We start from the raw sequence: 25,252 nt of genomic DNA, 5'->3' as shown, positions 1-25,252 counted from the left end.
CATCCTAAAGTTTATATCATTTAGACTCATCAAAAAAAAGAAAAAGCCCTTAAAGGGCTTTTTCTTTTTCAAAATAATTGATTCAATTATTTTGCAGCAGCTTGAGCAGCAGCAACTTCTTCAGCGAAAGAAAGTTCAGCTTTTTTCTCAATACCTTCACCCACTTCGAAACGTACGAATTGAGCAACAGTTGTACCTGTAGACTTAAGAACATCAGCAACTTTCTTGTCGTTGTCGATAACGTACATTTGACGCTCAAGAACAACTTCATTTAAGTATTTTTCAACTGAACCAGTTACCATTTTTTCAACGATATTCGCTGGTTTACCAGATTCAATTGCTTTTGCTTCAGCAATTTCTTTCTCTTTAGCGATTAACTCAGCAGAAACACCTTCAGCATTTACAGCAACTGGGTTGAACGCAGCAACGTGCATTGCGATACCTTTACCAGTAGCAGCATCACCAGCAAATGAAACTACAACACCGATTTTTAAACCGTGTTTGTAAACTGCAAGGTTTTCACCTTCAACGATTTGAGCACGACGAACTTGAATGTTTTCACCGATTTTTTGAACAAGCGCAATACGAGCTTCTTCTACAGTTGCACCATCTTCAAGTTTCAATTCAGCAATTTGAGCAGCATCAGTTACATTCGCAGCAAGCGCAGCAGCAGCAACTTTCGCAGAGAAACCAGCAAAGTTTTCGTCTTTAGCAACGAAGTCAGTCTGACAGTTTACTTCTAAAAGAATTGCTTTATTGCCTTCTTGAGCAATTGTAATCGCGCCATCAGCAGCAATGTTACCTGCTTTTTTAGCAGCTTTTGCTTGACCAGATTTACGAAGGTTGTCGATCGCTAACTCGATATCGCCACCAGCTTCTGTCAACGCTTTTTTACATTCCATCATTGCTAGACCAGTACGATCACGCAACTCTTTAACCATGCTTGCAGTAATAGCAGTCATGTTATTCTCCTAAATTCGGTCGAGATATGTATCTGTTAACAAAAACGGCCCAAATTAATCATCTGGGCCGTTTTGCTTGATTGATGCTTAAGATGCCACGATTACGTGTCGCAAAAATGACAAATCCACATCAAATCGCATTAAGCCTCAGGAGCTTCTTTAGCAGCTTCTTCGCCTTTAGCTTGCGCATTAGCTTGAGTTTGAGCGTATTCTTTACCAGCAATAATCGCATCAGCCATCGCAGTAGCGTAAAGAGTTACAGCGCGGATCGCATCATCGTTACCAGGAATAACGAAATCAACGTTATCTGGGTTAGAGTTAGTATCAACGATACCGATTACTGGAATACCAAGGTTCTTAGCTTCTTTGATTGCAATCGCTTCGTGGTCAACGTCGATGATGAACAATGCGTCAGGTAAACCACCCATGTTCTTAACACCGCCAAGAGCACGTTCAAGTTTTTCCATTTCACGAGTACGCTCTAAAGCTTCACGTTTAGTAAGCTTAGCGAAAGTACCGTCAGTAGACTGAGTTTGAAGATCTTTAAGACGGTTGATTGATTGACGAAGAGTTTTCCAGTTCGTCAACATACCACCTAACCAACGGTGATCTACATAAGGTTGACCAGCACGTTGAGCTTGTTCACGGATGATGTTAGAAGCAGCACGTTTAGTACCAACGAACAATACTTTGTTCTTTTTGCTTGCTAGGTTGTTAACAAAGTTCAATGCATCATTTAACGCAGGAACAGTGTGCTCAAGGTTGATGATGTGAATTTTGTTACGCGCACCAAAAATGTATTGACGCATTTTTGGGTTCCAGAAGCGAGTTTGGTGACCGAAGTGCGCACCAGCTTGAAGAAGGTCGCGCATGCTTACGTTGTAATCTGCCATTTTCTTTACCTTAAAAGTTTGGGTTAGGCCTCCATATGTCCGCATTCTCCACCCTTACGGGCACCCAGAGTAATGTGTCGACATATGTGCGGATTTTATTAACCAACATATCATCCGATTAAGTGAATCTATTCACGAAAAGCATTTGATAAATTGGGCGGCTATTTATACCATAGTCACACACAAATTTCCAAAAGTTTTTAAAGATCATGAACAGTACTTATGAAGCACCACGTCGTTTAATTAAATCTGCTGAAGATATCGAAAAGATGCGTGTGGCGGGACGACTAGCGGCAGAAGTTTTGGATATGATCAAACCGCATATCAAGCCTGGTGTGAGTACACTAGAATTGGATACGATTTGTCATGATTATATTGTGAATAAACAAGATGCCATTCCTGCTTGCCTAGGCTATGGTGCTGCGCCTGGTCGTCCTGCATTCCAGCATACGATTTGCACATCAGTAAACCATGTGGTTTGCCACGGCATTCCCTCTGAAAACAAAATCTTAAAGAAAGGTGACATCTTGAATATTGATGTCACTGTGATTAAAGATGGATTTCATGGTGATACCAACATGATGTACATTGTAGGTGGCGAGACTTCTATTCTTGCAGATCGCTTATGCAAAGTTGCACAAGAAGCAATGTATCGTGGTATTGCTACGGTAAAACCTGGTTCGACGATCGGTGATATTGGTCATGCCATTCAAAAATATGTTGAGTCAGAGCGTTTCAGTGTCGTTCGTGAATATTGTGGTCATGGTATTGGCACTGTTTTCCATGATGAACCTCAAGTGCTTCATTACGGTCAACCAAATTCAGGCATGGTTTTAGAAGAAGGTATGACCTTTACAATTGAACCAATGGTCAATGCTGGTGTATGGCAAACTAAACTTCTTGGTGATAAATGGACAGTTGTAACGAAAGATCATAAATTATCTGCGCAATATGAACATACTGTTTTAGTCACTAAAACAGGTGTCGAGGTATTAACTGCTCGCCCTGAAGAGGATTTATCCCGATTTCAATAATTTTAGTTAATTAATAAAGTTAAAAAAGTCAGACCAATTTAAATTGATCTGACTTTTTATTTTGCTAAGTCACTCAATAAGAAATAAATTAACAAACAAACCTAACAAATGTTGGATTTTTAAAATTTAAATTCATGATTTTTAAAAATTTTTTATCACAAAAATGAGTAAAAACGCTTTTCAAACTGATTCATTTTATGTTTATATAACGCTTAAAGAATGTAAAACAACAACTAGCAACAAAATCGGACAGGGAGTCCAAAATGACGAAAAAAGCATTCTGGTGCATGGTCGTACCTATTGTTTTTGCATCTACAACTATTTATGCAGAATCATCATTTTTTAATCTGGATGAAACTGAAGGGTTTAAACGATATTCAATTTCAGTCGGACCATTACATGTTATGCCTCAAGGTAAAGCCAAGGCACCTAAAATTCGTACAGCAGTAAAAAATGGTGAAGTTGCAAAAAATGGTGATATTACACTTTCTACAGTTTTTGAGAACTTAGATCCTGATAAAGAAAAAGAAAATCAAAGTATGCAAGCGCTTTTGAAGATCGTTGATGCTTTTAGTGATACTTATCCAGCCAGTCAAAGTGGAACTTCAACTGTAAGCGGCATTGAAAGTTGGAGTATGGATGGTTCTGGAATGACTGCAGATGATGTCACAACACTTGGCATCATGATCAATTACCATTTCAACGATAAGATCTCATTCGAGAGTAAAGCTGGATTCCCCCCAAAAGTAGATATTCAAGGTAAAGGTAAGATTACAGCACCATTTACAGCCGAAGCTAATTCAACACTTTTAGGTATACCTTTACCAACAATCTATCTTAAGAATGATCTGCCAATTACAGATCTTGAAAGTCATGGAAATTCTATTGCGACAGCTCGTGCATGGACCCCAATGTGGGAATTGCAGTACCATTTTGGACAGACTGGGATCAATAAATTTAGACCCTATGTTGGGCTTGGACTTATGGTCGCATACTTCAATGAATTAGAATTGAATCCAAGTCTTGAAAAAGACCTAATTGATTCAGGTCACATGATTGCCAATATGAAAAATGGACGCGGTGGCGATGCATTAATTAAAGGTAAAAAAAGTACAGCAAATCCCAAGGTTAAACTTGAGTCCGAATTGAGTTTTGCGCCAATAGCCACGCTTGGGTTTACTTACGACTTCAATCAGAACTGGTTTGCAGTTGCATCTATTAGTTATGCACATCTAACAGGTAAAACCACAATTGAAGTCAACGATGATAAACTCGGAACATTATTTTCATCGGAAGTTGATTTAGAAGTAAATCCTATCATTGGTTATGCTGGTGTAGGCTATCGCTTCTAAAACACTTGAGGCATATTGAAGCCATACCCCAATATGCCCAACCTATCACAAATAAAGAAAAAATAAGACAATTAACACACACTTTAAAATCCAACTTATATCATATTTTTCAATAATTTAACAATTGTAAATTAGGATAATAAATTTGATTTCAAGTGAACAAACTGCTTTGCATTTAGATGATTTAATGAATATAAAATGAACTAAAAATTGGACATGGAGTCCTTCAAACAATGAAGAAGTTTTTAGTTCCTACATTATTCGCAAGTTCATTCTTATCTACTCTGAGTTATGCGGAGTCAGGATATTTCAGCCTTTCTGATGAGGGGTTTAAGCGTTTTTCAATTTCAGTGGGTGCATTACATGTAATGCCGCAAGGTAAGGCCCAACCTTTTAATGTCAAAACAGTCATAAATGACAATTATGAATCAAAAGTTGGGGATATTAATGCTTCCACGGTAATCGATAACCTTGACCCAGATCGTAAACCAAATTATTTAGTAGAAGGTATTGTTAAATTAATTTCTGCTTTTCAAGGCAATGTCTCAGGGGCTATTAGTGGAAAATCCTATATTAATGGATTAGCTGAATGGGATAATCCGAATACGGGCTTGGAGGCTGATAAAGTTACAACAGTTGGCATCATGAGCAGTTATCACTTTACAGATAATTTGTCTGTGGAAATAAAAGGTGGAATTCCACCTAAAGTGGATATCAAAGGTATTGGAAATATTAAAGCCCCCTTCTCAGCTACTGCAGCACCCTTAGGTGGAATTGCGGGGAACTTAGACCTCAAAAATAATATTCATATTACTAATCTAGAACAATCTTCAAAAGCTGCTGAAGCTAGAGCATGGACCCCTGCTTTTGAATTACAATATCGTTTTGGTGAAACCGGAATTAATAAATTCCGCCCTTACGTTGGCGTTGGATTAATGTACGCTTATTTTAATGAGCTAAAAATGGATCCAAGTATTGAAAAAGATTTAGTCGCCGCTGGGCATATGATCCAAAATATTATTAATCAAAATGCTGGTGCAGCACTCGATAAGAAAGATACCAATGGAAAAATGAAAGTTAATTTAGAAGCAACTGATGTTTTTGCACCTATAGCTACAGTTGGATTCACCTACGACTTTAATGATACATGGTATGCAGTAGCATCTATTAGTTACGCCCACTTGCAGAATGAAACGAAGATCACAGTCGTCAATGAAAATACTGGACAAGAGTTAATCAACTCAAAAGCTGATATCGAGATTAACCCGATATTGGGCTATGCTGGGGTTGGCATGCGTTTCTAAAGCATAGAGTAAGAAAAGAGGCGATTGCCTCTTTTTTTTGTAATCAAACAAAAACCAAACATAATTGGCAAATTATTACTACAATGTGTCTGAAAATAAATTTGATAATAAAAATACAAAAATAATCACTTTTTATTTACAGTATTGGACATGGAGTTCCATAATGAAAAAAAAACTAGCTTACTTAGTTGCATCCATCAGTGCGTTAAGTTTTCCAGTCTTCAGTTATGCAGATTCACCTTATTTTAGTTTAAAAGATGGCGATGGCTTTAAACGTTTTTCGGTTTCAGTGGGTGCATTACATGTAATGCCTCAGGGTAAAGCTCAGCCGATTAATATTAACACTGCTGTAGCTAAGGGTGAAAAAACGAAGGTTGGGGATGTGCAAGTTGACTCTGTACTGAATGCAATTGATGACAGTGCCAGTGATGCAGAGGCTAAGAAAAGCCTCTTGAAAGCTGCTGTAGCCTTAGATGCAGCAAATTTGATTAGTTATGAGAAAGATGAAAAAACCTATCTGAGAGCCAATACTTCTGGTGAAGCCACAATTAATGGTCTTGATAATTGGCAAGCTCAAGGAACTGGCCTGGAAGCAGATGATGTCACAACACTTGGAATCATGACCAACTATTTTTTCACCGACAATATTTCATTTGAAGTGAAAGCTGGAATTCCACCTAAAGTCGATATTCAGGGGAAAGGACAAATTTATGCTCCACTTTCAGGCATCGCCACCCCGACAGGGATTGGAGCAATCCTAAACGATTTACCTTTAAAAGATGACATCTTTATTACTGATTTATCAGGTCATGGTAAAGTAGCAGAAGCTCGTGCATGGACGCCAGCATTCGAATTCCAATACCATTTTGGTAAAACAGGCGTAAATAAATTTAGACCTTATGTAGGGCTTGGTTTGATGTATGCATACTTCAATGAATTGGAAATGAACTCCAACCTTGAAGCTGATCTAGTCGCTGCAGGTCATAAAATTGCGAACATCAAATTAGGTGAAGCTGGGAAAGCACTTGATGGCATTGAAAGTACTGCGAATCCTAAAGTTAAACTCGAAGCTAAAGATGCTTTCGCCCCTGTAGCTACTGCCGGTTTTACTTATGATTTCAACGATCGTTGGTTTGCAGTCGGGTCAATTTCCTATGCGCATCTTAAAGGTGAAACAACAATTACAGTAAACGATGCTAAACTTGGTGAATTAATCAATGCAAAATCAGATATCGAAATTAATCCGATTCTGGGATATGCCGGTATTGGTTATCGATTCTAATTTCCATCAGTCTTCATAAAGCGGCCAAGTGCCGCTTTATTCATTCTAATAACTAAATTTTATTGATTGATAAATTTTTATTCTGTCGTCATGATGCTACTGATCTTTTAAAATTACAAAAAATGCTAAGCGGATTGACCATGTCAGAAACCAAATTTTCAAAACCCCTCATCTTTATGCTCATTGGGAGTGCTTTTATTTTGGCACTCTCCTTAGGTGTCAGACATGGATTTGGCTTGTATTTAGTTCCAATGAGTCATGAGTTTAATTGGAATCATCAAGTTTTCAGTTTAGCAATTGCCTTTCAAAATTTATTATGGGGTGCTGTTCAACCCTTTACGGGAGCGCTAGCAGATAAATATGGGAGTAAAAAAGTCGTTGCCGTAGGCGGCGCTTTATATGCGATTGGACTTGTGATGATGGCATTTAGCTCAACAGGGCTTCTCATCAATCTTAGTCTAGGTCTAATCATTGGTTTGGCTTTATCAGCTACTTCATTTTCTGTTTTGCTCTCTGCTGTCGGACGTGCAGCGCACCCAAGTCGACGTAGTATGGCTATGGGTATTGCCAGCGCAGCAGGCTCTTTTGGGCAATTTATTATGTTGCCAACCACACTTTTACTCTTACAAAATTTTGGTTGGTCATCGGCGCTACTCATCACAGCGATTTTAATTGCATTAATTGTACCCTTGGCTTGGATGCTAAAAGCTCCAATGTATCAAGCGCCTCAAGCAGTTGATGCGATTGCTAAACCTTCTTTAAGTTTTAAACAAATACTCATTGTTGCTAAAAACCACAAACCTTTTATCTGGTTAGCATTAGGATTTTTAGTTTGTGGATTTCAAGTCGTGTTTTTGGGCATTCATTTGCCGGGTTATTTAACTGACCATGGTTTCAGCACCACCACTGGTACTATGTTTTTAGCCTTGGTTGGGCTATTTAATATTGTTGGAACTTACACAGCTGGTTGGCTGGGTGATAAATATTCCAAACCTAAATTGCTCATGTGGTTATATGGACTACGTGGCATTGCCATCATTTTATTCCTCGCATTGCCACTCTCGATCTTTACGATTTATAGTTTTGCCATCATTATGGGGTTGTTATGGTTATCAACCGTTCCCCTTACCAATGGTATTGTTGCGAATATGTTTGGAGTTAAGTATCTCACCATGCTAAGTGGAATTGTATTTTTTACTCACCAAGTCGGTTCATTTTTTGGAGGATGGTTGGGTGGCTTAAATCATGATATGACAGGCAATTACAATATTATTTGGATGATGTGTATTGCGCTCAGTATCTTCGGTGTATTCATTCATTTATTTGTTAATGAGGAGAATGTCGTCAATGACTAATCGCTTCAATTTGCTCAACATCAGCATATTCATCGGAGTCATCCTTCTGCTTAGTCTATCAATTGCTTTGTGGATGAACACTCCTGATTTATTTTCATATTTTAACCAAGCTTTTTGCGCACATTAATTTATATAATTTCATGGTTTTGACAGCTCAGTTTTTTAAACTCCTCAATTAAATAATCTAATAAACATCTCACGGCAGGCATCATGCCTTGTCGTGATGTATAGGCAACATGAATAACGCCACGTGGCAACTCCCATTCAGGGACTAATTCTACAAGAGTGCCTTGATTAAGCTCTTCATATACAAACACTCTAGGTAATGATGCTATTCCAACACTGTTCAACACTGCAGATTTCATGGCGGCAAAATTATCAGTTTTGAGTCTTGGAAAGAATTCTACTTCTTGAAACTGATTAACTGTGTCAAATTTGGATTGAAATCTCCAAATCGATTTTGGGACATGAAAACCTATACTCGGAAGTTGTTCAAGGTTATCCAAATGGATAGGCTCATGAATCTGTTGAATTAATTCAGGCGTTGCCACTAACACATGTTGCCAAGCATCAAGCTCTCGTACAATCAAGTCGCTATCTTCAAGTGGTAAATTTCTCACCCTCACAGCCAAATCAATCCCCTCTTCTATGAGATCAATTTTACGATTTGTTGCGACCAGATGAACTTGAACACGTGGGTAATGTTGCATGAATTTAGCAATCATATTACCCAACGGAAACTCAACCAAACCAATTGGACACGAGATTCGAATTAAACCTGAAGGCTCGCTCGACAAACTTTGCTCTACAAAATTTTCTGCCGCCTCCACTTGATCCAAAATCTTAATACAATATTCAAAAAATTCTTGACCAACTGCGGTTACGGCAAACTTTCGTGTATTTCGTTGCAATAATCTTACGTGTAAACGGTTTTCCAAATCTGAAATATGACGAGACAACTTAGATTTTGTAATACCTAAAGCTTCACTTGCCTTAGTAAACCCTTGATATTTCACGACTTGCACAAAATAGTAGTAATCATTTAAATTTTGCCTAATTGTTTCATTTTTGGAATTATCTGTTGAGAGAATCGCCCTGTAATCTCATCAATATACCTCAATATCATGATTAGAACGATATATAGAGGAATACAAATGACACAAGTTCAGAAAGTCTATACCAGCGATCGAAGCACATGGGTGGGTGATGGTTTTCCAACAAACTCCATGTTACCCATGCATGAAATAGGAAATCATACCAGCCCATTCTTGGTAATGGGTTATACAGGTCAATATCGATTTTCTCCAAGTCACCACCAACGCGGTGTTGGTTTACACCCCCACCGTGGCTTTGAAACGGTGACGATTGTCTATGACGGCGAATTAGAGCATCGTGACTCAAAAGGCAATCATGGAAAAATTGGTCCAAACGAAGTGCAATGGATGACCGCAGGTAAAGGTATTCTGCATGAAGAACACCATTCGGAAGCTTTTGCAAAAACTGGCGGAGTTTTGGATATGGTTCAACTTTGGGTAAATCTACCAGAGCATGCCAAGATGACTGAGCCGAGATATCAGGAATTGACTGAGCAAAATATTCCTGAAGTTTTATCTCACGATGAGCAAACCAAGATTCGTGTTATTGCTGGTCAATATCAAATCGGCTCAACTGTTTATCAAGGACCAGCTCAAACATTTAGCAACATGAATGTTTATGACATTAGACTTAATCATGGAGCACGCCTTCCATTAAATCTTATGCCAAACTGGAATCATCTGATTTTCATCCTTGATGGAGAAGTTGAGATTGATGGTCAGATCTATACAGCCATACAAACGCTTTATCTTGACCCAAAATCAACACAGGTCGAAATATTTGCTCATCGTACGGCGAAAATTCTTTGCTTAAGTGGTGAACCATTGAATGAACCCATTGTTGCCCACGGTCCTTTCGTCATGAATACTCAGGAAGAAATCGTGCAAGCATTTGATGATTTCAGAAATGGAAATTTTGCTTAATTTAACATCCACAAGCCTTATCATTTTCAAGATAAGGCTTACCCCTCATCACTCCTTCATTCCTTTCAAATACTTGTCATAATCGCCTATTAGACTTAGTTCAAAAACAACGTACGATTACTAATTGAAATCAGATAATTTTACTAAAGTTAGCTTATCAGCACTATTTTTTATTTTTCTTAAATTAGGATGTATTTCATTTGGTGGTCCTGCAGCGCATTTGGTATTATTTAATCGCACTTTTGTTGATCGGCTCAAATGGCTAAGCTCTCATGAATATGGACAATTGGTCGCATTAGCACAATTGTTGCCAGGTCCGACCAGTAGTCAAGTGGGGCTATCGATAGGATATTTATCCAAAGGATATTGGGGAGGCTTTGTTGCTTGGTTAGGATTTACATTACCTGCCTTCATTCTAATGACCTCATTTGCTATTTTTGGTCAATATTTTTTTTCCGATATACCTCTTGAACTCTTTCACGTCATCCATTTGATTGTAATAGCCGTCGTCATTTGGGCTTTTTTACAAATGTTTAAAAGCTTCTGTACTGAAATTTGGCAGTATGTCCTGATGCTGAGTTCTTCTTTTTTTATTTATTTTGCGCAGTGGAGCTATAGTCAAATTTTCTTAATTTTAGTGGCTGGATTCATTGGCTTAGCATTTACAAAAAAAGGAAAATCTCAGCCATCACCGCACATCAAAACCACTCAGGCATATCAAAAGTATCATTATCTCTGGCTCATCCTGTTTGTCACTTTATTTATTATTTTTCCTGCGCTGCAATTTATCTATTCATCAAGCTTGCTTAGAAATCTAGAAAGCTTTTATCACACTGCTTCAATGGTTTTTGGGGGCGGTCATATCATCCTGCCACTCATGTATGAAGATTTTGTGCTTACTCAACACATCACTGCGGAACAATTTGACTTAGGCTATGCATTTGCTCAAGTTATTCCAGGCCCTTTATTTAGCTTTGCAGGATACGTTGGCACATATTTAGGATTTACCGCATCGCCTTTACTTAACGCTGCAATTGCAACCAGTATAATTTTCCTGCCCTCATTTCTGCTTATTTTCGGCACGCTCCCTTACTGGTCAAAATGGGTCAAAAACAAAAAGATTGCAGCAGCTGTCGCTGCTATTAATGCAGCGGTCATCGGATTACTACTCTGTTTAATTGCTCAAATGGCTGAAAAACATCTACATTCAATTTATGATTTTATTTTTATCGGCATTGTCATTCTTTTACTGAGATCAAAAATTCCTGTCATCATCTCTTTAGTAGCGAGCTTTGTTAGCTATGGAGCTTTATTGTATTTTGTAATTTAAAGATCAAACTTAAATGCAAAAATAAAAAAACTCGCAAGCCTGAACTTGCGAGTTTTTTGTCATCACGTTGCCTTAGAACAAGCGATTCATCCCGTTTAACGTTGCTACGCGATAAGCTTCAGCCATCGTTGGGTAGTTAAACGTTGTCTCAACAAAATACTTGATGGTGTTGTTCGGACTATTCATCACGGCTTGACCAATATGAATAATTTCAGAAGCATTATTACCGAAGCAATGCACACCTAAAATTTCTAGGGTTTCGCGATGGAATAAAATCTTTAACTCACCCACTGTATCACCCGTGATTTGTGCACGAGCAAGGTGACGGAAAGACGCCTGACCAACTTCATAAGGAATTTTTTCTTCAGTTAATTCCTGCTCAGTTTTACCAATTGATGAAATCTCTGGAATGGTATAAATACCAGTAGGAATATCAACCACAGGTTGGATACCTTGTTCACCACTCATAATCGCGCCAGCACAACGACCTTGGTCATATGCAGCTGAAGCTAGAGACGGCCAACCAATTACGTCACCCGCAGCATAAATATTTTCAACCTCAGTTTGATACTGCTCGTTCACTGATAGTTGTCCGCGACTGTTTGGTTTGATGCCAACATTTTCCAAGCCAAGACCATCTGTATTACCAGATCGACCATTACACCATAGAATTGCATCAGCTTTAATTTTCTTGCCACTTTCAAGATGCAACACCACATGATCATCAAATGTTTCTAAGTGATCAATCTGCTCATTGTGGCGAATCAATACACCTTGTTCACGTAAGTGATATGACAATGCATCAGCAATTTCGTCATCTAAATAGCTCAGTAATTTATGCTGAGTATTAATCAAATCAACTTTGTGATCTAAGCCAATAAAGATAGATGCATATTCACAGCCAATGACACCAGCGCCATAAATAATGATTTTTTGAATTGAAAAATCTAGATCTAAAATTTTGTCAGAATCAAACACACGTGGGTGATTGAAATCTAAAATTGAAGGACGATATGGACGACTACCTGTCGCAATCACCAACTGTTTAAAAATAATCGTTTCTTTCACACCTTCAGGCGTGAAAATCACCACCGTATTTTGATCTTGGATATATGCACGACCGTGGAAAATATCAATGCGGTTACGGTCGTAAAAACGCGAGTGTGTATCCACTTGCTGTTGGATCACTTTATGCGCATTACGAAGCACTTGCTTCATGGTGAATTGTTTCCAATCACCCACTTTTTGGAACATTGGATCACGTTGATAACGGATAATGCTAGAAACCGTTTGACGTAAAGCTTTACTTGGAATGGTTCCTACATGCGTACAGTTACCACCAAGTTGTTCACGCATATCAACTACTGCAACGCGCTTGCCTGATTTGGCAAGTTTCATTGCCGCACCTTCACCAGCAGGGCCTGAACCTAAAACGACTGCATCATATTTGACAAAGGTTCCACTCACGACCTCTTTCTTACGCGGCATTCAATGCTCCTATACAATTATCTCTTCATTTATCTAACTTATATTATGACTGAAAATGCACACATTTGCTGTATTTCAATACCATATATTGCTTGATAGCCACATTTATTTTATGAATATCGTTTTTGCCCAATTTATTCATAAATTCGCTATAATAAGAGACCTATTTTTAATATTTCCTCCCGTCACACATTAGTGGAATCGTTGAATATGTCAGAAAACCGTAAACCAGTACAGGGTGAAAAACTTCGTGGCGCTGAGAAAGTTGCACGTATTCCTGTAAAAGTGATTCCTACGGTTGAAGCACCTCGTAAACCAGACTGGATTCGCGTCAAAATGGCTGCACCAGAAGAGGTTCAACGCATTAAATCAACTTTACGTGAACAAAAATTACATACAGTGTGTGAAGAAGCTGCATGTCCAAATCTTCCTGAATGTTTTGGTGGTGGTACAGCAACTTTCATGATTATGGGTGACATTTGTACACGTCGTTGCCCATTTTGTGATGTGGCACATGGTCGTCCGAATGCATTAGACCCAGATGAACCACGCCACATGGCTGAGACAATTGCAAACTTAGGTTTGAAATACGCTGTTATAACATCTGTAGACCGTGATGATCTACTCGATGGTGGAGCGCAACACTTTGTTGATTGTATTAAAGAAGCGCGTGCTTTAAGTCCTAATACATTATTGGAAATTTTAGTACCTGATTTCCGTGGTCGTATGGATATTGCATTACGCATCATGACGGAATGTCCTCCAGATGTGTTTAACCACAACATTGAAACCGTACCACGTTTATACAAAGCAATGCGTCCAGGTTCAGACTATCAACATTCCTTAAATCTTCTTAAAATGTTTAAAGAATACTGCCCAGATATTCCAACTAAATGTGGCTTGATGGTAGGTATTGGCGAAACTGAAGAAGAAGTTCTCTCGCTTCTTGATGACCTCAAAGCACACGATGTTGACTATGTAACGATTGGTCAATATTTACAACCATCGAAAGAACATGCACCAATTGATCGCTTCGTCACACCTGAAGAGTTCGAACGCTATACAGCACATGGCCAAAAATTAGGCTTTAAAAATATTTGGGCTGCACCAATGGTACGTTCAAGTTATTTTGCTGATCGTCAATACTATGGCGAACCAGTACCAGCAGTTCGTCGTAAAGCTGATCCTGCAAAGAAAATTACTGTTCAAACAATCGAAGCATAATTCTTCTTACTTTAAAGCCCTCGTATGAGGGCTTTTTTGTTTGTGGTTTTTATAATTCTCAATTACTTATTGACACATTTCTTATCTCTCTTCAGCTTGAATTTTGAATATTTTTCAAACAATCTTATCCAATATAAGTATTAATATGCGTCCGTTTTAGAACTCAACGCTTTCGTTTCACATTTCATGATCCAATATCGCTGTAGATCTGATGTTTGTGCTTTGATTAAATTTACTGTGGGTATTGGCTCCATGACCAAATCATAAATGGAGCAGTTCATAATGTTTTTTATACTCAGTTTAATTATTCTAGTTATAACACTCTGGGCTATTTTTTATTTCGAATTCTCAAGAACTTCTGGGGCTATCACACTCACAGTCGTATCTATTTTAGTTGCGTTGATCAGCCCTTGGTCGCTGATACTCGGTATTCCTTTTATCCTAATTTCATTGATTGTCAGTATTGATACGTTAAGAATGAAATTTATTACACAACCTGCCTATAAAGCTCTAGCCAATGCAATGCCAACAATGAGTAGTACCGAGCGTGAAGCATTGGATGCAGGAACCAGTTGGTGGGAAAAAGAATTATTTATGGGGGCACCAGACTGGAAGAAATTTGATCAGTATCCGTACCCCACGCTGTCTGAAGAAGAACAATCATTTATCGATCATGAAGTCGAACAGCTCTGCCAGATGCTGGATGAATGGGATATTCACCATCATCGTAAAGACCTCCCTGAAGAAGTCTGGTCATTTATTAAATCCAAAGGTTTTCTGGGTTTAATTATCCCTAAAGAATACGGCGGTAAACAATTCAGCTCATTTGCGCAAAGCCGTATCATGAGTAAGATTGCCTCGCGCTCACTTACCACTGCTGTCAGTTGTATGGTGCCTAACTCTTTAGGTCCAGGAGAATTACTCTTACACTACGGTACTGAAGATCAAAAGAATCGTTATTTACCAGGTTTAGCAAAAGGTGAAGAAATTCCATGTTTTGGTTTAACAAGCCCTGAAGCAGGTTCAGATGCAGGTGCAATTCCTGACACAGGTGTGGTTTGTTATGGTCAATTTGAAGGACAAGAAGTTCTTGGCCTAAAAATGAATTTTTCCAAACGTTGGATTACACTTGCCCCTGTTGCTACGGTGGTCGGTTTAGCTTTCAAATTATATGACCCTGAAGGTTTACTAGGTGATAAAAACAAAACTGAATACGGAATCACATGTGCCCTATTACCAGCTGATCATGAAGGTGTGATTGTAGGAGCACGCCATAATCCAGGTTCGCCATTTATGAATGGTACCGTGGATGGTAAAGATGTCTTCATTCCGCTGGATTGGATTATTGGTGGTGTAGAAAATGCAGGTAAAGGCTGGCGTATGCTGATGGAATGTCTGGCAGTTGGCCGCGGTATTTCTCTTCCAGCACTATCAACAGCTGCAGGTGAAATGTGTTATTTAAATGTCGGCGCCTTTGCTCGTGTCCGTCAACAATTCAAAATTTCAGTCGGTAAATTCGAAGGTGTTCAAGAGGTTTCAAGTGATATCGCTAGCGATACCTATATGCTTGAAGCATTCCGTTACCTAGTGACTTGTGGCCTAAACCAAGGGGGTAAACCTGCAGTCATGACTGCAATGGCAAAATACTACGCAACTGAGACCATGCGTAAGATTGTTAATCATAGTATGGACATTGTGGGCGGGCGTGCTATCCAAATGGGTCCTCGTAACTTCTTGGCGCTCATGTACCAAGCGATCCCTGTTTCGATTACTGTTGAGGGTGCCAATATTCTGAGTCGTTCACTGATGATTTTTGGTCAAGGTTCGATGCGTTGTCATCCCTATTTATTTGAAGAATTACAACTTTTACAAGCCGAAAATAAAGATGCAGCCTTAAAAGAGTTTAATGACATTCTTTATAAGCATTTGGGTTATACATTTAATCGAACCGCTAAATCATTTGCTTATGGTTTTATAGGCGGATCAACAGAAGGTTCAGTAAAGGCTGATGATTTCAGTCGCCCTTACTACAAAACCATTAATCGTTTGAGTGCTAATTTTGCCTTAGTCGCAGACATGTGCTTAGGCCTCCTTGCAGGTGATATCAAACGCAAAGAAATGCTGTCTGGACGATTAGCAGATATGCATTCACACTTATTTATTGCGACTGCTATTCTTAAATTTTATGAAAATGGTCAACGTACTGAAGCTGAACAACTGCACGCTAAACTCGCACTTGAGAAAGCATTATATGCATCTCAAGAAGCGTTCTATGGTCTGTTTGATAACTTCCCTGTAAAAATTGCCGCAAGTTTAGTCAAACTTATTTGTTTCCCTTTTGGTCGTCCTATTACTCAACCATCAGATGCCTTGAAACTTAAATTAGGTGAACTAATTCTTCAGGAAAATGCTTTCCGCGATGAATTAAAAAAACATGTCTTCTATAGCACTGATTCCGATGATGTCAATGGACGCATGGAGTCTACATTCCAAATGTTGCTTCAAATTGAGGATTTATGGAATAAGTTTAAAAAGGCTGAATCTAAAGGCCAATTTACAGGTCTGACTTTCGAAGAGCATATTGAATCTGCTCTTAAGGAGAATTTCATCACTCAAGCTGAAGCAGATCAGTTGCTTACGTATAACGCTAAACGTTTTGACAGTATGTTGACTGATGTTTTCGATACTGAACTTAATCAAAGTTTAGAACTTGAGAACCCTCACGCTCAGGCGTTGTCACACTCTACACAACACTAGTCACTCAATTGCTTCTGAAAAAACGATCCTAAAGGGTCGTTTTTTATTTTTTATTCCACTTTTTATATTTCATTCCACTATGGTGTTATAGAAAACAACATCAAAATAAGCGAAATTAAATGAAAACAAAATAATGAATCTTTATTCATTTTTTTATGATAATGTGATTACAACTAATAAAATAGCTGTCATTAAATTTTAAACATATGAAATTGACACGCATTTGAATCATATAAACTACAGGACAAGGATCAACGCTATGAGTCAAGAAATCGTATTAGTTGCAGGTAGCCGTACCGCTATGGGTAGCTTTCAGGGAGGACTTTCAAGCTTAACAGCCCCGCAACTTGGTGCTGAAGTCATTAAAGCCGTACTTGACCAATCTAAGCTTGCTGCAGACCAACTAGATGAAGTGATTATGGGCTGTGTTTTACCTGCGGGATTAAAACAAGGCCCTGCTCGTCAAGCGATGCGAATTGCAGGTGTACCAGATCATGTAGGTGCAACAACGATCAATAAAATCTGTGGGTCTGGCATGAAAGCCGTGATGCAAGCTGCAGATGCCATTAAAGCTGGCTCGGCAAATATTATTGTCGCTGGCGGAATGGAATCCATGTCGAATGCACCTTATCTCATGGACAAAGCACGTTCTGGTTTCCGTATGGGACATGGCAAAGTGATTGATCACATGTTCCAAGAAGGTTTGGAAGATGCTGAAACTGGCTATTCAATGGGTATTCTTGCTCAAGAAATGGCAGATAAGAAAAACTACACACGTGAACAACAAGACGATTTCGCGATTCGCTCCTTAACTCGTGCTCAGAATGCGATTCAAAATAATTATTTCAAAAATGAAATCACCCCCGTTACAGTAAGTTCACGTAAAGGCGATGTCATCGTTGCCCAAGATGAAAATCCATTTACAGCAAAAATTGATAAAATTCCTACGCTACGCCCAGCATTTGCTAAAGACGGTACAATTACTGCAGCCAATGCCAGTTCAATTAGTGATGGTGCATCAGCATTTTTAGTGACTTCTGCTGAACTCGCAACAGCAAAGGGACTTTCAACTTTAGCAACGATTAAAGCTTACGCAACGCACTCTCAACACCCATCAGAATTTACCATCGCACCTGTTGGTGCAATAGAAAAAGTATTAAACAAAGCGGGCTGGACTGTTGAAGACGTGGATTTGTGGGAAATTAATGAAGCGTTTGCGATGGTGACCATGGCAGCGATCGATGCTTTTCATTTAGATCCTGAAAAAGTGAATATCCACGGTGGAGCTTGTGCACTCGGACATCCATTGGGGTCATCAGGTTCACGAATTATTTTGACTCTCATCCATGCATTAAAACGCTTAGGTAAAACAAAAGGTGTTGCCGCACTTTGCATTGGTGGTGGAGAAGCAACTGCGATTGCGATTGAAATCCCAGCTTAATATTTATGCTATAGCGCATCTCAGGATGCGCTTTTTTTATGAGGAAAAAAATGTCAAAACAAGATTATGAAAATGGTTTAAAAGTTCGTACCGAAGTGATGGGAGAAACTTTTGTCAAACGTGCACAAGACAATACAGTTCCATTTACTCAACCACTTCAAGATTGGATTAATGAGCATGCATGGGGTTCAACTTGGCAACGTGAAGGCGTTTTACCACGCAAGTATCGTTCGTTAATCACGATTGCATTTTTAACAGCCCAAAAAAGCCCAACAGAACTTAAAGGTCATGTACGTGGTGCTTTAAATAACGGCGCAACTGTTGAGGAAATCCAAGAGGTTCTTTTGCACAGCTTGCCGTACTGTGGTGCTCCAGCTACACAAGAAGCATTTAGAGCCGCGTTAGAAGTCATTAATGAATATCAACAAAGCTAATCTCATTGAGCATTCATAGATAAACCGCTTAATCTACATTAAGCGGTATTTAAGGTATTTGGACGCTAGATTTAACTTAATTCAATTTTAGATTGATGTTCAAGCACCTGAACCACAGCTGAAAAATCAGAATCTTGAGCTTTCACTTTTTCAATTTGCATATACTGATTTTGTATAAGTTGCATCGTTGGCAAATCCAAAGCTTGCTCTTGAATTAGATCGGTCGCAATTCCAATATCCTTTTGTAAAAGATCTAAGGCGAAGGTTTTTGGAAATGCACGACTCAAGACACGTTGCGCCATAATATTTTCAGACATTGAACTTTTACCACTAGAATGATTAATACAATTTAATGCACTATTCAAATCTACTCCTTTTGATTTTAATACCGTCAATCCTTCTGCAAGTGCCCATAGATGGGTTGCCATCAACGTATTATTCACCGCTTTAACAGCAAATCCAGAACCACTCTCCCCGACATATTCAATTAATCCTGCAAATGCCTGAATAATCGGTTTTGCACGCTTATAAGCATCGAAATCACCCCCAACCATTACCGTCAGTGTCCCTTTTTCAGCACCTATAGTTTGCCCAGAAACGGGGGCATCTAAATATTCAACACCATTAAATTTCAACTGATTTGCAAGTTTTAAAGCACTTATAGGTACACCACTGGTACAGTCGATCCATACGCTCCCCTTGACCGGAGGATTTTGAGCAATAAGCTGTTCGACATCTGCACTGGTGGGTAAGCAAGTGAAAATAAAATCTGCTTTCACTGCTTGATCGACAGAGGTCGCTTTAGTACCAAATGTTTGTGCATGTGCTTCTGCTTTTTCAAAATTACGGTTCCAAACTAAAACTTCAAATCCTAGTTTTGGTAAATGGCTCGCCATGTGCCATCCCATAGCACCTAAACCGATAAATGCAATTTTCATTTTTAATTTCACCTTAAATTTGAGTATTAGGGAGTGCCGTTGCTTCTGCTGAATGCGGTTTGTTTTCGAGCTCTACTGTTTGCGCATTTTTATCTTCGCGATTTAAGAAAAGATTCAATAAAATAGCCGCTAATGTTGCAGTCCCTATTCCACCCAAATCAAAATTGCCAATTTGTAAACTATAATTGCCTGTCCCCATAATTAAGGTGACAGCAGCAATCAACAGAGTACTGTTTTTGGTAAAATCTACGCGGTTGTCCACCCAAATTTTAGCACCGGCCACTGTAATCAGACCGAAAACAACAATCGAAGCTCCCCCTAATAATGCGACAGGAATCGTACTAATAACCGCGCCAAATTTTGGTGATAGTCCTAGCAAGATTGCAAATACGCCAGCAAATAAAAATATAGTGGTAGCATAAATTTTGGTTACCGCCATAACTCCAATGTTCTCAGCATATGTTGTCATTCCTGTTCCACCGACTGATGCAGACAAGGTCGTACATACACCATCTGCAAAGAAACCTCGTCCCATATATGGTGAAAGATTACGTCCAGTCATTGCAGATACCGCTTTGAAATGTCCTAGATTCTCTGCAACTAAGATGATCGCTACGGGAGCAATAAGCAGCATGGCATTAAATTCAAACACTGGCGCATGAAAAGTAGGTAAACCGAACCAAGCTGCCTCACTGACTTTAGTAAAATCGATCGCTGTACCAAAACCCAAAACATTGGTGAGTAAAAAATAAATAAAGTAAGAAGCCACTAAGCCAATGAGCAATAACAATCTACGGATCATGCCCTTAGTAAATACGGCGATTACACTAATACAAATAATCGTGATTAGAGCCATCCATGAATCAAACTGATTAGCAGAGACACTTTTGATCGCCACTGGCGCTAAATGCAAACCAATGATCATCACAATTGCTCCAGTCACAATTGGTGGCATCAATTTTTCAATCCATGCTGTGCCAGTTTTCATCACGATCAAACCGATCAAGGCGTACAAAATACCGCATGCAATGGTACCGCCAAGTGCTAAGCCTAAGTTTGGATTTAAGCCAACACCGGTATAACCAGTGACTGCAATGACTGCTCCAATGAAAGCGAAGCTCGAACCTAAATAGCTCGGCATACGCCCCCCAGTCATTAGGAAAAATAATATTGTCCCAATACCCGTAATAAACATTGTAAGATTCGGATCGAAACCCATCAGTAAAGGGGCAAGTACTGTTGCTCCAAACATTGCAAATGCATGCTGCAGCCCCAATACCATACTTTTACCTGGCGGCAAGTACTCATCTACTTGAACTGCGGTCGTGTCTAGATTTCCTTGGAAAGGTTTAAATTTTGGAAACCATGTTTCTTTTGTGCTCATCGACCTTCTCCTGATCAAGCATGCTGTTTTAGACCATTGGAACTGGCTCGCAATATGCGCGGTTAAAATACATGAGGGCTTTTTCACCCGCTTGCTGTTTCATCCCCTTTACATGGCAGAACAAAACATCATGACTGCCCACCGATAAACTTTGTACGACTTCACAATCAAAACTCACTAGCGCACCTTCTAAAATAGGTGCACCTGTGACTAATGTTGACCAATCCCCCTTTTCGAAACGTTCTGCCATTGGAGTTTTACCCCCAAACACATTTGATAAATGCTTTTGACTACTACTTAAAGTATTGACACACAAAACCTGATTACTTTTAAATGTTTCAAATACTGATGCTGATCGATTTAGACATACCAGCAATGTTGGTGGCGTATCTGTCACACTACATACAGCTGAAGCAGTGAAGCCAGCTTTTCCTGCTAGACCAGCTGTAGTAATGACATTGACAGCTGCACCTAAATTCGACATTCCTTGCCTAAAAACCTGTTGGTCAATATTGAATGTGGCACTCACTGCCTCGGGTAAATTGATTGATTTCACATTTGCATTCATAGTGTTCTCCATCCCTCATCGCCTAAGCAGTCAGTGAGGAACTCATAATAGGGTGATGAAAGCTTTCAAATTAAACATGAGCAATCGAAGCAATTTCGATGAGTGCATCAGGTTTGACTAATCCTGTTTGAACACAGTAACGAGCTGGTTCTGCATTCGGAAAATATTCGGCATATACTTCATTCATTGCAGCGTAGTTTGCCCAATCTGTCAGAAAAATATGGTTGAAAGTAATGTCAGACATTGTTCCGCCAGCAGTTTCGATGACCTTCTTTATTGTTTCAAGGACATGGCGTGTCTGTGCTGTTACGTCTCCAACATGAACTACATTGTTGTTTTCATCAAAAGGCAAAGTGCCTGAAACATAGACAATGTTGTCTGCTTTAGTTGCTGGCGAATACGGTGCGAGTGGCTTACCTGAACCCACTGGAATAATGACTTCTTTTGACATGACTTATTTCCTAATTTTAGAATCTATAAATATTTATGCGCTTTCAGCGAGTGTTGGTTGATCTGCAAAACTACTGATAAAACTTTCTGTATCCGACACCCATCCAAAGAAGGTTTTTATGTTGTACATACTTGCGAGATGGGCTTCTTTTGGCCCTGCTTGATGACAGGCATCGTCTAAAGCCACGCCAAAATATTCTAGAAAGAAGCCATCTCTGAGCGTCGATTCAACACATACATTGGTCGCGATACCAACAAAAACCAAATTACGAATTCCACGCACTCTGAGCATGCTGTCTAGCGCTGTGTTAAAGAATCCACTATAACGAGGCTTTTCAATCACAATATCTTGAGGAGCTGGCACCAACTCATCAATCAACTCAAAATCCCAATCCCCTTTTGCTAACAATTTTCCTTGTAGCTCAGGACGCTTACGCATGGTCTTCAGTGCATTTGATTTATGAAAGTTTGGTGAATCAATACCACCTGCTTCACGATATTGATTATCCCAACCGTTTTTGAAATAGATCACTTGAATACCAGCATCATGTGCTGCAGAAACTGCCTTTTTAATATTTTCAACCACAGGTTTTGTCGTCGACACATCAAACCCAGCAAGATCTAAATAACCACCTTTTGACGTATACGCATTTTGCATATCAATCACGATTAGTGCTGTTTGCTCTGGTGCAAGCACAATATTTTCCGGTTCGGCTTTGAGTTTTACACCCGTACCCGCTTGTGCAGTAAATCCAGCTTCAACGGTATTTTCTAAATGACTCATGCGATTTTCTCCAACACAGGTTCTGAACTCATTCTTTCAACCACAACATGTTCACGACATTTCATAAGCGGCTGAATCCGTTGTCCAAAACTTTCAACACCTTCAACAAAATCATCAAATGTCAGTAAAATGCCTTCAGTTCCTTTCACCTCACTAATCTCATCTAGCATTTTTGCGATAGTTTCGTAAGAACCCACCAACGTTCCCATATTGATGTTGACTGGTGATACTGATGAAGCCATTTGACGAATATTAGTATCTGCACCAGATTTAGTATCTTTTCCGCCTTGATTCATTAACCAGTTGATCGCTTCAATATCAGCGCCATCGTTATAATGTTGCCACTTCGCCATCGCTTCTTCGTCTGTTTCAGCAGCGATAATCATGAACAAAACGTAGGTTTGAACATCACGACCCGTAATATCTGTTTTTGCTTTTAAACGATCGTTGATTTCTGCATATGCTGTTGGTGTATTAAGCCCTTTACCAAAAACAAAATTGTAATCAGCGTGTTGAGCAGAAAATTCCAAACCTGTATCCGATTGACCAGCGCAGATAATTTTCATCTCTGCTTGCGGGCGTGGGCTAACTCGGCAATCATCCATTTGGAAATGGTCACCTTTAAAATCAGATTTACCTGTTGCCCATAATCCACGCAGAATTTGTACGTATTCAGATAAGTATTCGTAACGCTTTCCGAAATATTCATCACCGGGCCACATGCCCATTTGGGTATATTCTGGCGCTTGCCAACCTGTGACGACATTTAGGCCGAAACGACCATTCGAAATTGAATCAATCGTAGATGCCATGCGTGCAACTATGGCAGGCGGCATCACTAGCGTCGCAGCTGTTGCATAAATTTTTATTTTGCTGGTGACTGCAGCAAGCCCCGCCATAAGCGTAAAAGTTTCTAGGTTGTGATCCCAAAACTCAGTTTTACCCCCGAAACCACGCAGCTTGATCATAGACAATGCAAAGTCAAAACCGTAATGCTCTGCGCGTTGGACAATTTTTTTATTTAACTCAAAACTTGGTTTGTATTGAGGAGCATTTTCTGAGAGTAACCAGCCATTATTTCCGATCGGACAAAAGACACCAATTTTCATATCTAACACTCCTAATTTAACGATCAGTTAAATTTGATTTAGTAGGATTAAGCTTTCGAGCTTGTATTAGATATTTAGCAAATGCTGTGCCAATTATTATTTTATTATATATTACAATAACTTAATAATTTTATATTTTACCTTATGATAAATTAATCACATAATCCCAATACCCATTACTCCTAAATAACGTCATAAAAAAGTGCACAAGATGTTCCAAAAAATACCATTTGGTAAAATAATTAAAAAACCCACGATCTCAATCGTGGGTTTTTATATGCAATTGAAAAGTTTCAAATGCTAGAGTGATCGAAGAAATTGAATAAGTGCCTGATTAGTGATATTTGGCTCAGTCACAGTAGAAGCATGTGCACCTACATCAAAAATTGAGCATTGTGCATGTACAAAATTTTTCTGAAGATCAAGAGTCTTATGTACTGGAACCAAGAAATCATCACGGTTTGCAATCAAGTGAATTGGAGTTCGTTGAAGTGCGGTGATATGTTCATTTGTTATTTTAAATTCCTTTAAAGCCTTCAGACGTCTTAGTAGATTCTCTTTTGGTGGAAAGTTTCGGAGTTGATTATTTTCTGCTTGTTGTATTTGATCGATATTAACAGAGATCCATACGGGTGGATAAAGAAATAATGCTTGAGCTCTAACATATGCCTCTGCACCAGCATTTTGTAATAACGATTCTCGAGCTTCGAAACATTTGAGCGTATGTGGGTCTAGTGAGTCCCAGGCATTAATACTGGTCAAACTCAACATTTCCAATTTTGTATTTTGAATTAAAACGGCTAACTCCGCTCCAATATGCCCACCTAAAGCATGACCGATAAAATGGAATTCATCGATCTTTAGATCCTCTAAAATCTGTATAACTTGCATTGCCATATCGGTCATTGAATAAGTTGGTGCTAGTAATGCAGCATCTGCATGACATCCTTCTTGATCATATGTAATAACATGAAAAAAACGAGTCAATATATCTAATTGAGGATGCCAAAAATGTCCATGTCCTCCTAGCCCTGAAGATAACAACACAAATTGAGCATCAGGATTAGATTTACAGTAAAAAACTTGATACGTCATAAATTTTACCTATCGATAAAAAATATCTACAACGCTGCAATTAACATGCC

The 25,252-nt window shown here is 39.0% G+C and carries 22 protein-coding genes; 11 read left to right on the top strand and 11 right to left on the bottom strand.

The genetic code is table 11. From position 1 onward, the window contains the following. Positions 1-86: 86 nt before the first annotated feature. Together tsf and rpsB are read right to left on the bottom strand one after the other, a co-directional pair. Positions 87-962, bottom strand: a complete 876-nt coding sequence (gene tsf, locus AC1M9D_RS08705) for a translation elongation factor Ts (protein ID WP_035265686.1) — start codon at positions 960-962, stop codon at positions 87-89. A gap of 140 nt (positions 963-1,102) precedes the next feature. Further along, positions 1,103-1,855: a 30S ribosomal protein S2 gene (gene rpsB / locus AC1M9D_RS08700; RefSeq protein WP_035265684.1), complete on the bottom strand. Its 753-nt coding sequence runs from the start codon at positions 1,853-1,855 to the stop codon at positions 1,103-1,105. A 209-nt stretch (positions 1,856-2,064) separates the two neighbouring features. Here rpsB and map point away from each other — a divergent pair, with 209 nt between their 5' ends. From map to AC1M9D_RS08675, 5 genes are all read left to right on the top strand, one after another. Beyond that, positions 2,065-2,889: a type I methionyl aminopeptidase gene (gene map / locus AC1M9D_RS08695; RefSeq protein ID WP_035265682.1), complete on the top strand. Its 825-nt coding sequence runs from the start codon at positions 2,065-2,067 to the stop codon at positions 2,887-2,889. A 263-nt stretch (positions 2,890-3,152) separates the two neighbouring features. After that, positions 3,153-4,241, top strand: coding sequence for an OmpW/AlkL family protein (locus tag AC1M9D_RS08690; RefSeq protein WP_081403241.1), 1,089 nt, complete (start codon positions 3,153-3,155; stop codon positions 4,239-4,241). A 233-nt stretch (positions 4,242-4,474) separates the two neighbouring features. Further along, a complete protein-coding gene (locus AC1M9D_RS08685) occupies positions 4,475-5,545 on the top strand; it encodes an OmpW/AlkL family protein (RefSeq protein WP_481593125.1) in 1,071 nt (356 codons plus the stop codon). Positions 5,546-5,708: 163 nt separating this feature from the next. Beyond that, on the top strand, positions 5,709-6,827 hold the full coding sequence (locus AC1M9D_RS08680; protein WP_481589745.1) for an OmpW/AlkL family protein: 1,119 nt from the start codon (positions 5,709-5,711) through the stop codon (positions 6,825-6,827). Between the two features lie 140 nt (positions 6,828-6,967). Further along, complete coding sequence (locus tag AC1M9D_RS08675) at positions 6,968-8,182, top strand: MFS transporter (RefSeq protein WP_481588481.1); 1,215 nt, start codon at positions 6,968-6,970, stop codon at positions 8,180-8,182. A 128-nt stretch (positions 8,183-8,310) separates the two neighbouring features. Here AC1M9D_RS08675 and AC1M9D_RS08670 read toward each other — a convergent pair whose 3' ends face one another. Continuing rightward, positions 8,311-9,240: a LysR substrate-binding domain-containing protein gene (locus AC1M9D_RS08670; protein WP_481611956.1), complete on the bottom strand. Its 930-nt coding sequence runs from the start codon at positions 9,238-9,240 to the stop codon at positions 8,311-8,313. A gap of 96 nt (positions 9,241-9,336) precedes the next feature. On the opposite strand from AC1M9D_RS08670, the gene AC1M9D_RS08665 reads away from it, so the two are divergent. Together AC1M9D_RS08665 and chrA are read left to right on the top strand one after the other, a co-directional pair. Next, positions 9,337-10,200, top strand: coding sequence for a pirin family protein (locus AC1M9D_RS08665; RefSeq protein ID WP_092766022.1), 864 nt, complete (start codon positions 9,337-9,339; stop codon positions 10,198-10,200). Between the two features lie 124 nt (positions 10,201-10,324). Further along, a complete protein-coding gene (gene chrA, locus AC1M9D_RS08660; RefSeq protein WP_481611953.1) occupies positions 10,325-11,530 on the top strand; it encodes a chromate efflux transporter in 1,206 nt (401 codons plus the stop codon). 72 nt (positions 11,531-11,602) lie between these two features. On the opposite strand, the gene sthA is transcribed toward chrA, so the two are convergent. Continuing rightward, a complete protein-coding gene (gene sthA / locus AC1M9D_RS08655) occupies positions 11,603-13,018 on the bottom strand; it encodes a Si-specific NAD(P)(+) transhydrogenase (RefSeq protein WP_035265673.1) in 1,416 nt (471 codons plus the stop codon). 210 nt (positions 13,019-13,228) lie between these two features. Between sthA and lipA the strand changes: the two genes are divergently transcribed. The 4 genes from lipA (at position 13,229) to AC1M9D_RS08635 (ending at position 18,874) form a co-directional block, all read left to right on the top strand. Continuing rightward, positions 13,229-14,242 (top strand): lipoyl synthase, encoded by a 1,014-nt coding sequence (gene lipA / locus AC1M9D_RS08650; RefSeq protein WP_481611952.1) that lies wholly within the window; start codon positions 13,229-13,231, stop codon positions 14,240-14,242. 282 nt (positions 14,243-14,524) lie between these two features. Next, positions 14,525-16,999, top strand: coding sequence for an acyl-CoA dehydrogenase (locus tag AC1M9D_RS08645; protein WP_481611951.1), 2,475 nt, complete (start codon positions 14,525-14,527; stop codon positions 16,997-16,999). Positions 17,000-17,258: 259 nt separating this feature from the next. Further along, on the top strand, positions 17,259-18,440 hold the full coding sequence (locus tag AC1M9D_RS08640; RefSeq protein WP_481594191.1) for a thiolase family protein: 1,182 nt from the start codon (positions 17,259-17,261) through the stop codon (positions 18,438-18,440). 50 nt (positions 18,441-18,490) lie between these two features. Continuing rightward, positions 18,491-18,874: a carboxymuconolactone decarboxylase family protein gene (locus AC1M9D_RS08635; RefSeq protein ID WP_179998434.1), complete on the top strand. Its 384-nt coding sequence runs from the start codon at positions 18,491-18,493 to the stop codon at positions 18,872-18,874. Positions 18,875-18,945: 71 nt separating this feature from the next. On the opposite strand, the gene AC1M9D_RS08630 is transcribed toward AC1M9D_RS08635, so the two are convergent. The 7 genes from AC1M9D_RS08630 to rutD form a co-directional block, all read right to left on the bottom strand. Continuing rightward, positions 18,946-19,812, bottom strand: coding sequence for an NAD(P)-dependent oxidoreductase (locus AC1M9D_RS08630; protein ID WP_481594190.1), 867 nt, complete (start codon positions 19,810-19,812; stop codon positions 18,946-18,948). Between the two features lie 13 nt (positions 19,813-19,825). After that, entirely contained in the window at positions 19,826-21,196 is a 1,371-nt protein-coding gene (rutG, locus tag AC1M9D_RS08625) for a pyrimidine utilization transport protein G (protein WP_481586610.1), read from the bottom strand. A 28-nt stretch (positions 21,197-21,224) separates the two neighbouring features. After that, positions 21,225-21,764, bottom strand: coding sequence for an NADH-dependent FMN reductase RutF (gene rutF, locus AC1M9D_RS08620; protein WP_481610703.1), 540 nt, complete (start codon positions 21,762-21,764; stop codon positions 21,225-21,227). Positions 21,765-21,834: 70 nt separating this feature from the next. Next, on the bottom strand, positions 21,835-22,215 hold the full coding sequence (gene rutC / locus AC1M9D_RS08615) for a pyrimidine utilization protein C (RefSeq protein WP_481611950.1): 381 nt from the start codon (positions 22,213-22,215) through the stop codon (positions 21,835-21,837). A gap of 33 nt (positions 22,216-22,248) precedes the next feature. Beyond that, positions 22,249-22,998: a pyrimidine utilization protein B gene (rutB, locus tag AC1M9D_RS08610; protein ID WP_481611949.1), complete on the bottom strand. Its 750-nt coding sequence runs from the start codon at positions 22,996-22,998 to the stop codon at positions 22,249-22,251. After that, a complete protein-coding gene (rutA, locus tag AC1M9D_RS08605) occupies positions 22,995-24,107 on the bottom strand; it encodes a pyrimidine utilization protein A (protein WP_481611948.1) in 1,113 nt (370 codons plus the stop codon). The genes rutB and rutA overlap by 4 nt, the downstream gene beginning before the upstream one ends. Before the next feature lie 300 nt (positions 24,108-24,407). Continuing rightward, complete coding sequence (rutD, locus tag AC1M9D_RS08600) at positions 24,408-25,202, bottom strand: pyrimidine utilization protein D (RefSeq protein WP_481611947.1); 795 nt, start codon at positions 25,200-25,202, stop codon at positions 24,408-24,410. Positions 25,203-25,252 lie beyond the last annotated feature (50 nt).

It is taken from the genome of Acinetobacter sp. ANC_7682, assembly GCF_056779795.1.
This window is presented reverse-complemented; position numbering and strand designations above follow the sequence as displayed.

Excerpts from the sequence above, each read along its gene's own strand:
- rutC (WP_481611950.1), bottom strand. The coding sequence starts at position 22,215 with ATGTCAAAAGAAGTCATTATTCCAGTGGGTTCAGGTAAGCCACTCGCA.
- AC1M9D_RS08690 (WP_081403241.1), top strand. The coding sequence starts at position 3,153 with ATGACGAAAAAAGCATTCTGGTGCATGGTCGTACCTATTGTTTTTGCA.
- AC1M9D_RS08635 (WP_179998434.1), top strand. The coding sequence starts at position 18,491 with ATGTCAAAACAAGATTATGAAAATGGTTTAAAAGTTCGTACCGAAGTG.
- AC1M9D_RS08645 (WP_481611951.1), top strand. The coding sequence starts at position 14,525 with ATGTTTTTTATACTCAGTTTAATTATTCTAGTTATAACACTCTGGGCT.
- sthA (WP_035265673.1), bottom strand. The coding sequence starts at position 13,018 with ATGCCGCGTAAGAAAGAGGTCGTGAGTGGAACCTTTGTCAAATATGAT.
- rutB (WP_481611949.1), bottom strand. The coding sequence starts at position 22,998 with ATGAGTCATTTAGAAAATACCGTTGAAGCTGGATTTACTGCACAAGCG.
- AC1M9D_RS08665 (WP_092766022.1), top strand. The coding sequence starts at position 9,337 with ATGACACAAGTTCAGAAAGTCTATACCAGCGATCGAAGCACATGGGTG.
- rutA (WP_481611948.1), bottom strand. The coding sequence starts at position 24,107 with ATGAAAATTGGTGTCTTTTGTCCGATCGGAAATAATGGCTGGTTACTC.
- AC1M9D_RS08675 (WP_481588481.1), top strand. The coding sequence starts at position 6,968 with ATGTCAGAAACCAAATTTTCAAAACCCCTCATCTTTATGCTCATTGGG.
- map (WP_035265682.1), top strand. The coding sequence starts at position 2,065 with ATGAACAGTACTTATGAAGCACCACGTCGTTTAATTAAATCTGCTGAA.
- rutD (WP_481611947.1), bottom strand. The coding sequence starts at position 25,202 with ATGACGTATCAAGTTTTTTACTGTAAATCTAATCCTGATGCTCAATTT.
- AC1M9D_RS08640 (WP_481594191.1), top strand. The coding sequence starts at position 17,259 with ATGAGTCAAGAAATCGTATTAGTTGCAGGTAGCCGTACCGCTATGGGT.
- AC1M9D_RS08685 (WP_481593125.1), top strand. The coding sequence starts at position 4,475 with ATGAAGAAGTTTTTAGTTCCTACATTATTCGCAAGTTCATTCTTATCT.
- rutG (WP_481586610.1), bottom strand. The coding sequence starts at position 21,196 with ATGAGCACAAAAGAAACATGGTTTCCAAAATTTAAACCTTTCCAAGGA.
- AC1M9D_RS08680 (WP_481589745.1), top strand. The coding sequence starts at position 5,709 with ATGAAAAAAAAACTAGCTTACTTAGTTGCATCCATCAGTGCGTTAAGT.
- lipA (WP_481611952.1), top strand. The coding sequence starts at position 13,229 with ATGTCAGAAAACCGTAAACCAGTACAGGGTGAAAAACTTCGTGGCGCT.
- tsf (WP_035265686.1), bottom strand. The coding sequence starts at position 962 with ATGACTGCTATTACTGCAAGCATGGTTAAAGAGTTGCGTGATCGTACT.
- rutF (WP_481610703.1), bottom strand. The coding sequence starts at position 21,764 with ATGAATGCAAATGTGAAATCAATCAATTTACCCGAGGCAGTGAGTGCC.
- AC1M9D_RS08630 (WP_481594190.1), bottom strand. The coding sequence starts at position 19,812 with ATGAAAATTGCATTTATCGGTTTAGGTGCTATGGGATGGCACATGGCG.
- rpsB (WP_035265684.1), bottom strand. The coding sequence starts at position 1,855 with ATGGCAGATTACAACGTAAGCATGCGCGACCTTCTTCAAGCTGGTGCG.